This window comes from Curtobacterium flaccumfaciens UCD-AKU (assembly GCF_000349565.1).
Classification (GTDB): domain Bacteria; phylum Actinomycetota; class Actinomycetes; order Actinomycetales; family Microbacteriaceae; genus Curtobacterium; species Curtobacterium poinsettiae.
Map to the genome: position 1 here is coordinate 62,447 of NZ_KB714628.1, position 11,235 is coordinate 73,681.

Below are 11,235 nucleotides of genomic sequence, written 5' to 3' on the forward strand. Positions count from 1 at the left end.
GAGATGATCGAGTCGTTCGTCGACGACGCCGGCATCCGGGCCTGGATCGCCGTCGGGCTGTTGCTCGTCGGGTCCCTGCTGTCGCTCGGGGCAGGGGTCGGCATCGTCCGGTTCCCGGACCCGCTCGTCCGCCTGCACGCGATGGCGAAGCCGCAGGTGCTCGGGCTCGCCCTCGCGCTGGCCGCCATCGTCGTCGCGGTGTGGACGTGGACGGCGTTCTGGGTCGTCCTGCCGATCATGGTGTTCCAGCTGTTCCTGGTGCCGGTCTCGACGCACATGATCGCCCGCGCCGGCCTGCGAGCCGACGACTACCGGCACGAGGACCTGCTCGTCGACGACACGGAGTCCTGACGCAGGCACTTGACGGACGGGAGGCCCGTGGCGGCGTGGCCACGGGCCTCCCGTCCGTCAGGTGGTCACGTTCGCCGTCAGGCGGTCGCGACCCGGCGGGGCAGCAGCAGGTTGCCGACCGCGGCGACCACGACGACGGCGGCGGAGACCGCCGGCAGCAGCATCGCCGCTGCGGTGCCGTGCTGCTCGGCGACGTCACCCGCGATGGCGGAGGCGATCGACTGGCCGACGATGACCGCGGACCCGAGGATCGTCATGGTGGTGGCGGAGCGGCCGACGGGTGACCGGTCCGAGCCGAGGCTGTACTGGGCGACCAGGGTCGGCCCGATCCCGATGCCCATGATCGCGAGGATGACGCCCGCGGCGACGACGGAGTCGGCACTGGCGAACGCGACCGCACCGCCGAGGAGCACGACACCGAAGACGAGCCAGCGCCAGCCGAGGCCGAACGCCCGGGGGAACGCCGCCGACCCGAGCGCCAACCCGGCGGACCCGATGCCCATCAGGCCGTAGAGCAGACCAGCCTGCGAGGCCTCGCCGTGAGTCTCCATGAACGCGGTGAGCGAGGTGAGCGTCGAGCCGAAGAACAGGCCGATGCCGAGGATGCCGACCACCACCACCACGAGTCGCGGGCGCAGGAGCTGCCGCGCGGGTGCCTGCGTCAGCTCCGCGTGCTGGCCGACCACGAGCTTGCCGGTCGGGTGCAGCGCGAATGCGGTGACGAACACGAACGTCAGGACCGAGGCGCCGGCGACGGCCACCCACGGCGCGATCGCGCTGGCGAGGATGCCGACCAGGAAGGGCCCGATGATGAAGACGGTCTCGTCGGCGGCGGACTCGTAGGCCATGGTGCCGCTGAGGGTCTTCTCGCGCCGTGCCGGGGCCATCCGCTGGCCGATGATCGCGACGAGCCGCGTGCGGGACATCGGGGCGACCTGCGGGGCCGACGCACCGATGCAGAACGCGACCGCGAGGACCGCGAGGTCGGGCGCGGTGCCGCTGACGACGAACGGGAAGAACCCGAGCAGCGCCGCGTTCACCAGGCCGACGGGGACGAGCACCGCCCGCTGGCCGAAGCGGTCGGCCGCGGCGCCGACCAACGGGCCGAAGATCGCGGAGCCGATGCCGACGGCGGCGGAGTTGACGCCACCGAGGGCGACGGAGTCACGGGTGGCGACGACCAGTGTCAGGACGCCGACGACCATCATGGCGAACGGGAGCCGGGCGATGAACGCGACGGGGAAGTACCAACGGCCGGCGAGGGAGACGAGTGAGGCGTCGGCTGCGGCCGGAGTGGTGCCGGTGTCGCCGGTGGAACGGGTCTGGAGCATCGGGGTTGTGCCTTCTCGGCCCGACCCGGTTCGGCGGGGGCGGACCCATCGGGTGCCGCCGTTGTCCGCCGGGGAGCCGGCGGCCGGTAGATACACACTGCGTGTTCTGAACAGCGCCCATCGTACCAAGCGGGCGTCAGGGCCCCGGAGGAGTTCGGGCCGGGCTTGGTCCCGCCGGTCACGACACCCCGTCGGCCGGCCGCGGCGCGGTCGCAGACCGTCGCCTGCGGCGCCGCCAGCCGACAGTTCGCGACCAGTCGGCAGGCGACCCGCGACGTGTCGTGACCAGTCAGCTGAGCTGACCGGTCAACGAGATGCGACCAGCCGAGGAACTGCTGCGGCGCGGCGCTCGGGTCAGGAGACCTCGCCCGCGCGGGCTCCCGCCCACAGGTCGACGTCGGTGATGCCGACGGAGTGCTCGTCGATGACGCGGAGCTCCTCGTCGGTGAACGACGTGTTCGACAGCGCAGCGACGTTGTCCTCGAGCTGCGAAACCCGCGACGCACCGATCACGAGCGAGGTCACCCGCTCGTCGCGGAGTGCCCAGGCGAGCGCGAGCTGCGCGAGGGACTGTCCGCGGGCGGCGGCGACGTCGTTCAGGGCGCGGAGGTGCTCGACGACCTCGGGCGTGATGCTCGACGCGTCGAGGGACTTGCCCGCCGCCGCTCGGGAGTCCTCGGGCACACCGTTCAGGTACTTGCCGGTCAGCAGCCCCTGCGCGAGGGCGGTGAAGCCGATCACGCCGAAGCCGAGTTCGCCGGCCGTGTCGAGCAGCCCCTCGGTCTCGATCCAACGGTTGAGCATCGAGTACGAGGGCTGGTGGATGAGGAGCGGGGTGCCGAGGTCGCGGAGGATCTCGGCTGCCTGCCGACTGCGCTCGGCGTCGTACGACGAGATCCCGACGTACAGCGCCTTGCCCTGCTGGACCGCGGTGTGCAGGGCGCCCATCGTCTCCTCGAGCGGGGTCGACGCGTCGAGGCGGTGCGAGTAGAAGACGTCGACGTAGTCCAGGCCCGTGCGCTGCAGGGACTGGTCGAGCGAGGCGAGCACGTACTTGCGCGAGCCGCCGCCCTGCCCGTACGGTCCGGGCCACATGTCCCAGCCCGCCTTCGTCGAGACGACCATCTCATCACGGTACGGCCGGAAGTCCTCACGCATCAGGCGGCCGAAGTTCACCTCGGCGGCGCCGTACGGCGGGCCGTAGTTGTTCGCGAGGTCGTGGTGGGTGATCCCGAGGTCGAAGGCCCGACGGCTGATGGCGCGCTGGTTCTCGAACGGCATGTCGTCCCCGAAGTTGTGCCAGTAGCCCAGGGAGAGCAACGGCAGGTCGAGGCCCGAGCGGCCGGTCCGGCGGTACGTCATCGAGTCGTAGCGGTCGTCACTGGCGATGTAGGTCATGCAACGAGCCTGGCACTCGAAGACGGCCACGGCCTCGCGTGCTTCGCTTCGCGGACCCATGATGGGTGCACCAGACCACGAGGAGACGACGATGGCACGGACGACGAAGACCGAGACCACCTTCACCGACGAGGAGCGCGCGGCGATGCAGGAGCACGCCGCCGAGGTCAAGCGCACCCGCAGCACGAAGGGCACCAAGGCCGAGAAGGCAGCGGCCGACGCCGCGGCGGTCGAGGCGAAGATCGCCGAGATGCCCCAGCCGGACCGCGGCCTGGCGGAGCGCATCCACCGCCTCGCGCTCGAGGTCGCACCCGAACTCGCGCCGAAGCTCTGGTACGGCATGCCCGCCTACGCGCGCGACGGCAAGGCCGTGTTCTTCTTCCAGGACGCCGCGAAGTTCAAGGCCCGCTACGCGACGCTCGGGTTCCAGGACTCGGCCGCGCTCGACGACGGCACGTTCTGGCCGACGTCGTGGGCGATCAGCCCGGAGTTCTCCGAGGCCGACGAGGCACGGGTGGCCGAGCTGATCCGCCGCGCGGTCGGGTGACGGTGCTCGGGCTGGGGGCTGCTCCCGTCTTCGCCCTGCTGTTCCTGGTGCTGTACCTGCTGGGACGACGCCGGGACCCGCGGATGCTCCGCAACGGGGTGTTCCTGACCGCGGCCGTGCTGTTCGGGCTCGCGACGGTCGTGTCCGTGCTGACCGCGGTGGTCCCCGGGTTCAGCCTGCTCGTCGCCGTGGTGCTGTTGCTCGTGCCGCTCGCCGTGGTGGTGCTCGGGGTCGCCCTGGTCGCGAACGGCCTGCAGATGCTCCGGGCCGAGGGCCGCAGCGTCGGCAACCTGCTGTCGCTCGCCGCCGGGGTGGCCGTGTTCGTGCTGCCGGCGGTCGCCATCGCCCTGCTCGTCTCGGGGAGCGGCGAGGGCTTCACGCTCTGGGACGGCACGAAGATCGCGGTCGCCGTCCTGATGGTGTTCGTCTGCGGGTACTTCGCCCTGTCGCTGGTCGCCTTCGCCCTGTACTCGGTGGTCTACGGGCGGACGCGGCACGGCATCGTCCCCGACACGATCGTCGTCCTCGGCTCCGGGCTCGTGCACGGCGAGGTCCCACCGCTGCTGCAGAGCCGGCTCGACCGGGCGCTCGGCGTCTACCGGGCCGAACGGAGCGCCGGACGCCGGCCGCTCCTCGTGCCGTCCGGCGGGCAGGGCGACGACGAACCCCGCCCCGAGGGCACCGCGATGGCCGAGTACCTGGTGGCGAACGGCGCCGACCCGGACGACGTGGTGCCGGAGACCGCGTCCCGGAACACCCGCGAGAACCTGCGGTTCTCGCGGGACGTGCAGACGGCCGCCGGACGGGACGGCCAGATGGTCGTGGTCACGAACAACTACCACGTGCTGCGGGCCGCGACCCTGGCCCGTCGCCTCGACCTGCCGGCCCAGGTCGTCGGCGCGCGCACGGCCGCGTACTACGTCCCGAGCGCGTTCCTGCGGGAGTTCGCGGCCGTGATCGTCGAGCACCGCTGGCTCAACGTCGTCGCCTGCACGCCGTTCGTGCTGTTCACCGGGTTCCTGCTCTGGGAGTCGTTCCAGCAGCGGTAGACGCGACCCACGGACGGACTGGAGGCCCGTGGCGGGCCCGCCACGCGCCTCCAGTCCGAGCCGCCGTAAGATCTCGACCATGGTCGAGATCCAGCCGCCACGTCCCACCGACCTGCTGCCCATCGGCGAGATCGTGCGCCGCACGGGCGTGGCCGCCTCGGCCCTGCACTTCTACGAGCGCAAGGGGCTGATCCACCCGGAGCGCACCGACGGTGGCACGCGGATGTACCCGCGGCACGTCGAACGGCGGATCGCGATCATCCAGGTGGCCAAGCGCCTCGGCATCCCGCTCAGCGAGGTCGCCGAGCAGTTCGAGGCGCTGCCCGCCGACCGCATGCCCTCGCTGCGCGACTGGAACCGGCTGAACGAGCGGTGGCGCGCACGACTGCGGGCCCGCCAGCTGGAGCTCGAGCGCCTGCAGCAGGAGATGACGCAGTGCATCGGCTGCGGCTGCGTCTCGCTCGGTGCCTGCTCGGTCGTGAACCCGGGCGACGCCCTGGGCGACGAGGGGCACGGCGCACGCCGACTGCTGCCGATCGAGGACGACGCAGCCGGCGCCGCCGAGGACGCTGTCGCCTAACCCGCGCGCAGTCCGTCGTCGATCCGCTGCAGCAGCGCGAGTGCCTCGGCCGTGCCCCGCTCGTCGCCGCCGAGTGCCGTCCGGAGCTTGCCGGACCAGTGCCGGTAGAGCCGGTCGACGCTCTCCTGCGCCAGCGCGGTCGAGTGCAGCTGCACGGTACGGGCGTCGGCGGGGTCCTGGCGCCGCTCGACCATCCCCTTGGCCACGAGCGACCGGAGCGCGACGCTGAGGTTGCTGCGCTGCAGGGCGGTGGCCTCGGCGGTGGCGCTGGGCGAGGTGCCCGGGTTGCGGTTGATCCAGCGCATCACGAGCGCCTCGGTGCCGGTCAGCGGCACGATGTCGAGGGTCTCGGAGCCGTGTGGGTCGATGTCACGCGCGATCCTGAGCAGGACGTCCGCGAACTCGGCGAGGACGTGGTCGGACACGGCAGAGTGCATGTCCGTACTGTACCGATCTCCGGCGATGAGTTATGCTTTCATAACAATGACCACGGACACCGGAACCATCCGCGCGACGATCGCGACACCCACGACCAAGCAGCAGGGCATCACGACCGCGCTGCTCCTGGTGCTCGGCCTGCTCAGTGCCGTCGCCCCCTTCGCCACCGACCTGTACCTGCCGGCGTTCCCGCAGATGACCACCGAGCTCGGGGCGAGCGCCACCGCCGTGCAGCTCACCCTGACCGCGTTCCTGGTGGGCGTGACCGCGGGCCAGCTCGTGTTCGGCCCGCTGTCCGACCGGTTCGGCCGTGTGCCGCCGCTCATCGCCGGCGCCGCCGTGTGCGTGCTCGCCAGCATCGCCGCGGTGCTCGCGCCGAACATCGGCGTGCTCATCGCCGCCCGCCTGCTGCAGGGCCTCGGCGGTGCGGCCGGCATGGTGATCAGCCGTGCGGTCATCTCCGACCTGGCCACGGGCAAGTCCGCCGCCCGGGCGTTCTCGCTCATGATGATCGTCGGCGGGGTCGCCCCGGTCGTCGCACCGTTGCTCGGCGGTCTGCTCACGGGCCCGATCGGCTGGCGCGGCCTGCTCTCGATCGTGCTCGGCCTGTCGGTCGTCATGCTCGTCGCGGTCCTCGCCGTGATCCGCGAGACCCACCTGAAGGAACACCGCGACACCCTGCGCGAGGAACGCCGCGGCTCGGGCTCCGCACTCCGAGCCCTGCGCTCCCGCACGTTCCTCGGCTACACGGCCGTGTTCGGCTTCGCGTTCGCCGTGATGATGGCCTACATCTCCGCATCACCGTTCCTGTACCAGGACATGATCGGCTTCGGCACGGTCGGCTACGGCCTGGCCTTCGGGCTGAACGCCCTGGCGCTGATGGGCGTCAGCATCCTGTCCGCCAAGCTCACCGCGACCCGTTCGGTCACCGGGGTGCTGTCGCTCGGCATCGTGCTCGTGCTCGCGTCGACCGTCGCGTTCGCGCTGCTCGTCGCCTCCGGGGCGCCGGTCATCTGGCTCGCCGTGCCGCTGTTCACCGCGGTGGGCTCGCTCGGCCTGGTGCTCGGCAACGCCACGGCGCTCGCCCTCGGTGCGGTTCCGTCGGCCGCCGGCAGCGCCTCGGCCGTGCTCGGTGCGCTGCAGTTCGGGCTCGCGGCGCTCGTGTCCCCGCTCGTCAGCATCGGCGGCTCGGACACCGCGGCACCGTTGGCGATCGTGATGCTCGCCGCCGCGGTGGTGGCCGTCGTGGCGCTGCTCGCGGCGCGGGGCCGGACCAGCACGGCCCGCTGACCCAGCCCGGCGTCAGCCCCGCCGCGGCCGCAGGAACGGTACCCGCGGCATGAGCCAGTCGACCCACACCACCCGCACCCCCGGCGCCACGGCGAGCGCCCATAGGATCGAGGCAGCGGCGTCGGTCGGGTAGTGCACCGCGTCGATCGACACCGCGAAGAACACGATCACGATGGCCACGACTCCCAGCGTCAACGCCAGTCGGTGCCACCGGGTCTCGCGGAGCAGCCAGATCAGGGCGATGACGAACGCCGTGATGTAGACCGTGTGCCCGCTCGGGTACCCGGGGTCGGGCTGCACCGGGAACGGGTGCGGCAGCACGGCGACGTCGGGCCGGGCACGGTGCACGATCTCCTTCACGACGGCGGACGGCACCCACGTGATCGCGATGGTGCCGCCGAACGCCAGCGCCGGGCGCAGGTCGCGCGTGCGCCACCAGATCACGGCGACGACGACGACCGTGATCCCGATCGCCGGGGCCGGACTGATCACGTGGTAGACCGCCGTGGTGAACACCCCGGTGAACCCGGTGTGCAACGCGTTGAGGGCCTTGGACAGCCCGAGGTCCACCGTGCCCAGGGTGAACCCGACGATGGTGATGACGACGACCGCGATGACGGCGATCGCCACCGAGACGAGCGGGTACGGCGAACGCTCGAGGATCCCGTACGCGGCGGGCTCCCGTCGGCGGGGACGGAGGAGCGGCGCGTCGTCGGTCATCAGACCATCGTGACAGCCCGACCTCGGCATCTGGGGTCGAGCGAGCCTCACGATCATCCGAAAGCGTTCAGCGCAGCGGTCGGGAGTAGACAGGACGCATGCCAACCGTTGCCGAGAACATCGTCGCCACCCTCCGCGCCAACGACATCCACCGGGTCTACGGCCTGCCCGGGGACTCCCTGAACGGCTTCACCGACGCCCTGCGCAAGGACGGCACGATGCGGTGGGAGCACGTCCGTCACGAGGAGGCTGCTGCGTTCGCCGCCTCGGCCGAAGCTGCCCTGACCGGTGACCTGACCGTCTGCGCCGGCAGCTGCGGCCCCGGCAACCTGCACCTGATCAACGGCCTGTACGACGCGAACCGTTCTCGGGTACCGGTCCTGGCGATCGCCGCGCACATCCCCACGGCGGAGATCGGCTCCGGCTACTTCCAGGAGACCCACCCGCAGGAGCTCTTCCGCCAGTGCTCCGTCTACGTCGAGTACGTCGCCGACCCGGTGCAGATGCCCCGCCTGCTCGAGATCGCGATGCGCGAGGCGATCGAGAAGCGCGGCGTCGCGGTGCTCGTGATCCCCGGCGACGTCCTGCTCGCCGAGGCGAAGGACGACCGCGTCACCCGCATCGAGCGGACCACCCCGCGGATCGTGCCGAGCGAGGCCGAGCTGCAGCGCACCGCCGACCTGCTGAACGGTGCCGACCGGATCACGATCCTGGCCGGAGCCGGCGTCGCGGACGCCCACGACGAGGTCGTCGCCCTGGCCGAGCGCCTGCAGGCCCCGATCGTGCACGCACTGCGCGGCAAGGAGTACATCGAGCACGACAACCCGTACGACGTCGGGATGACCGGGCTCCTCGGCTTCGCCTCCGGGTACCGCGCGATGGAGGACGCCGACGTCGTGCTCATGCTCGGCACCGACTTCCCGTACCAGCAGTTCTTCCCGGCCAAGGCGAAGCACGTGCAGGTCGACATCCGCGGCTCGCAACTCGGCCGTCGGCACCCGGTCGACATCGGCCTGGTCGGCACCGTCAAGGACACCGCCCTCGCACTCGTCCCGCTGCTGACCGGCTCGCACCCGACGAAGCACCTCGAGGACTCCCTGAAGCACTACCGGAAGACCCGCGAGAAGCTCGACGACCTGGCGGTCCCCGCCGGGAAGAAGAAGCCCCTGCACCCGCAGTACGTCGCCCGGGTGCTCGACCGGCTCGCCGCCGAGGACGCCGTCTTCATCCCCGACGTCGGCTCCCCCGTCGTGTGGGCGTCGCGCTACCTCACGATGAACGGCAAGCGCCGGCTGATCGGCTCGTTCGTGCACGGCACGATGGCGAACGCCGTCCCGCAGGCGATCGGTGCGCAGACCGCTTTCCCGGACCGCCAGGTGATCGCGCTGGCCGGCGACGGCGGGCTGACGATGCTCCTCGGCGAGCTCATCACGATCGTGCAGAACAAGCTGCCCGTGAAGATCGTGGTCTTCGACAACTCGTCGCTCAACTTCGTCGAGCTCGAGATGAAGGCCGCCGGCTTCGTGAACTACGGCACCGAGCTGCAGAACCCGGACTTCGCCGCGGTCGCCGAGGCGATCGGCATCAAGGGCTTCCAGGTCGACGTGTCCGACGACTTCGAGGACGCGATGGCCGCCGCGCTCGCGCACGACGGCCCCGCGCTCGTGTCGGTCCGCGCGAACCGCCAGGAGCTCTCCATGCCCCCGGCGGTCACGCTCGAGCAGGCGAAGGGCTTCACGCTCTACGCCATCCGCACGGTGCTGTCGGGTCGCGGCGACGAGCTGCTGGACCTCGCGTCCACCAACGCGCGCCAGCTGCTGTAGACGCGACCGGACGACGGACTGGAGGCTCGTGGCGGCGCCGCCACGAGCCTCCAGTCCGTCTCTTCGTCACCACCCGAGCGTCTGGCCGTCCTCCAGGAACACGCCGGTGGGGCCCTCCGGGCCCGCGCTCGCGGCGGCCGCGATCGTCGCGGCGCTGACCTCGACGGGGCGACCGTGCGGGTTCGGCATGCCACCGAACTCGGTGGCCGTGTAGCCGGGCTCAATCGCGACGAAGTGCACCTCGGGCACGACGCGTGCGTACTGCACCGTCAGCATCGAGACGGCGGCCTTGGACGCGCCGTAGACCACGGCAGGCACGGTGGACGCCGGCTTCGACGGGTCGTGGGTGGCAGTGAAGGAGCCGAGCGCACTCGACAGGTTCACCACGATCGGGTTCGCGGAACGACGCAGGAGCGGCAGCGCGGCCTCGGTCGCGCGGATGGTGCCGACGGCGTTCGTGTCGAAGACGGCGAGTGCCTCGGGGCCGTTCTGCCCCCAGACGGCGATGCCGGCGTTGTTGACGAGCACGTCGAGTCCGCCGTTCGCGTCGACGTGGGCGAACGCGGCGGCGACCGAGTCGTCGTCGCGGACGTCGAGCTGGACGGAGCGGGCGCCGATCTCGGCGGCGACCGCGGCGCCCTGGGCGGCGTCCCGTGCGCCGATCCAGACGGAGTGGCCCGCCTCGACGAGCTGACGGGCGGTTTCCCGGCCGAGGCCGCGGGTGGCCCCGGTGATGAGTGTCGTTGTCATGGGTCCAGCGTCGTACTCGGCGACGACCGCAGGGAGTCGACCGGTTGTCGTAGGACCGGCAGGGCCAGGACCCGGCCGCTCGGCGCGCGCAGACTGGGGGTATGGCGGACACGGACTTCGGGCACACCCTGCGGCGGCTGCGCGACCACGTCTCTCCCGATGCCGTCGGCGTGGTCGTCGGGCCGCGTCGGAGAGCGGCCGGGCTGCGTCGAGAAGAGCTGGCACAGCTCGCGGGCATCTCCGCCGACTACCTGACCCGGCTCGAGCAGGGGCGCGCGACCTCGCCATCGGCCCAGGTCGTCGAGGCGCTCGTGCGGGCGCTCCGGGTCGCCGATGCCGACCGCGAGCTGCTCTACCGGCTCGCCGGGCACGCGGTCCCGGGCGCCGACGTGGTGCCGTCGCGGATCCCGCCGAGCGTGCAGCGACTGCTCGACCGCCTGGCGGACACCCCGGTCGCGGTGCTCGACGCCGCGGGCAACCTGCTCGTCGCCAACGCCCCGTACGACGCACTGATGGGGCCGGTCGAGGCGCTGCGCGGGAACGACCGGAACACGACGTGGCGGCACCTGGTCGGCTCCGGCAGCCGTGCCGTGCACACACCACAGGAGCAGGCGGTGTTCGAGGCGAACCTGGTGGCGGGGCTCCGGATGACCGCGGCCCGCTACCCGCTCGACCGCCAGCTGCAGCACCTCGTGCGGGAGCTGCGGGCGGCGAGCCCGCGGTTCGTTGAGCTGTGGGACTCGGGCGCGACCGCGCCGGGCGAGACCGCCCGGCGGAAGGTGATCGACCACCCGGACGTCGGGCTGCTCACCCTGGACTGCGACACCCTGGTCGTCGGGCCGGAGGACCTGCGGATCCTGGCGTACACGGCGGAGCCCGGGTCGGTGGATGCGGAGCGGCTGGCGCTGGCTGTTGTGGTGGGGACGCAGTCATTGGTGGGGTGAGGCGGGGGCGGGGG

12 protein-coding genes are annotated in these 11,235 nt (G+C 71.8%); 7 read left to right on the plus strand and 5 right to left on the minus strand.

The window, feature by feature from the left end; genetic code table 11:
- The first annotated feature begins 3 nt into the window (after positions 1–3).
- Positions 4–351, plus strand: a complete 348-nt coding sequence (gene mnhG / locus H489_RS30285) for a monovalent cation/H(+) antiporter subunit G (RefSeq protein WP_042539882.1) — start codon at positions 4–6, stop codon at positions 349–351.
- Positions 352–428: 77 nt separating this feature from the next.
- On the opposite strand, the gene H489_RS30290 is transcribed toward mnhG, so the two are convergent.
- The gene (locus H489_RS30290) at positions 429–1,682 is read right to left on the minus strand and encodes an MFS transporter (protein WP_017887558.1); all 1,254 of its coding nucleotides are present in this window, start codon (positions 1,680–1,682) and stop codon (positions 429–431) included.
- A gap of 354 nt (positions 1,683–2,036) precedes the next feature.
- The gene (gene mgrA, locus H489_RS30295; RefSeq protein ID WP_017887559.1) at positions 2,037–3,080 is read right to left on the minus strand and encodes an L-glyceraldehyde 3-phosphate reductase; all 1,044 of its coding nucleotides are present in this window, start codon (positions 3,078–3,080) and stop codon (positions 2,037–2,039) included.
- A 91-nt stretch (positions 3,081–3,171) separates the two neighbouring features.
- Between mgrA and H489_RS30300 the strand changes: the two genes are divergently transcribed.
- The 3 genes from H489_RS30300 to soxR all read left to right on the plus strand — a co-directional run bounded on the left by H489_RS30300 (position 3,172) and on the right by soxR (position 5,256).
- Positions 3,172–3,627, plus strand: coding sequence for an iron chaperone (locus tag H489_RS30300; protein WP_031259984.1), 456 nt, complete (start codon positions 3,172–3,174; stop codon positions 3,625–3,627).
- A complete protein-coding gene (locus tag H489_RS30305; RefSeq protein WP_017887561.1) occupies positions 3,624–4,676 on the plus strand; it encodes a YdcF family protein in 1,053 nt (350 codons plus the stop codon). Before H489_RS30300 ends, H489_RS30305 begins: the two co-directional genes overlap by 4 nt.
- A gap of 79 nt (positions 4,677–4,755) precedes the next feature.
- Positions 4,756–5,256 (plus strand): redox-sensitive transcriptional activator SoxR, encoded by a 501-nt coding sequence (gene soxR, locus H489_RS30310; RefSeq protein WP_017887562.1) that lies wholly within the window; start codon positions 4,756–4,758, stop codon positions 5,254–5,256.
- Here the strand turns inward: soxR and H489_RS30315 are convergent.
- A complete protein-coding gene (locus H489_RS30315) occupies positions 5,253–5,693 on the minus strand; it encodes a MarR family winged helix-turn-helix transcriptional regulator (protein ID WP_040419831.1) in 441 nt (146 codons plus the stop codon). The genes soxR and H489_RS30315 overlap by 4 nt on opposite strands.
- 46 nt (positions 5,694–5,739) lie before the next feature.
- Here H489_RS30315 and H489_RS30320 point away from each other — a divergent pair, with 46 nt between their 5' ends.
- Positions 5,740–6,984, plus strand: coding sequence for a multidrug effflux MFS transporter (locus tag H489_RS30320; RefSeq protein WP_017887564.1), 1,245 nt, complete (start codon positions 5,740–5,742; stop codon positions 6,982–6,984).
- Between the two features lie 12 nt (positions 6,985–6,996).
- Here H489_RS30320 and H489_RS0119400 read toward each other — a convergent pair whose 3' ends face one another.
- Positions 6,997–7,704: a phosphatase PAP2 family protein gene (locus tag H489_RS0119400; RefSeq protein ID WP_017887565.1), complete on the minus strand. Its 708-nt coding sequence runs from the start codon at positions 7,702–7,704 to the stop codon at positions 6,997–6,999.
- Positions 7,705–7,802: 98 nt separating this feature from the next.
- Between H489_RS0119400 and poxB the strand changes: the two genes are divergently transcribed.
- The gene (poxB, locus tag H489_RS30325; RefSeq protein WP_017887566.1) at positions 7,803–9,527 is read left to right on the plus strand and encodes a ubiquinone-dependent pyruvate dehydrogenase; all 1,725 of its coding nucleotides are present in this window, start codon (positions 7,803–7,805) and stop codon (positions 9,525–9,527) included.
- A 66-nt stretch (positions 9,528–9,593) separates the two neighbouring features.
- Here the strand turns inward: poxB and H489_RS30330 are convergent, their stop codons facing one another.
- On the minus strand, positions 9,594–10,277 hold the full coding sequence (locus tag H489_RS30330; RefSeq protein WP_017887567.1) for an SDR family NAD(P)-dependent oxidoreductase: 684 nt from the start codon (positions 10,275–10,277) through the stop codon (positions 9,594–9,596).
- Positions 10,278–10,378: 101 nt separating this feature from the next.
- Here H489_RS30330 and H489_RS30335 point away from each other — a divergent pair, with 101 nt between their 5' ends.
- Complete coding sequence (locus H489_RS30335; protein WP_017887568.1) at positions 10,379–11,221, plus strand: helix-turn-helix transcriptional regulator; 843 nt, start codon at positions 10,379–10,381, stop codon at positions 11,219–11,221.
- Positions 11,222–11,235 lie beyond the last annotated feature (14 nt).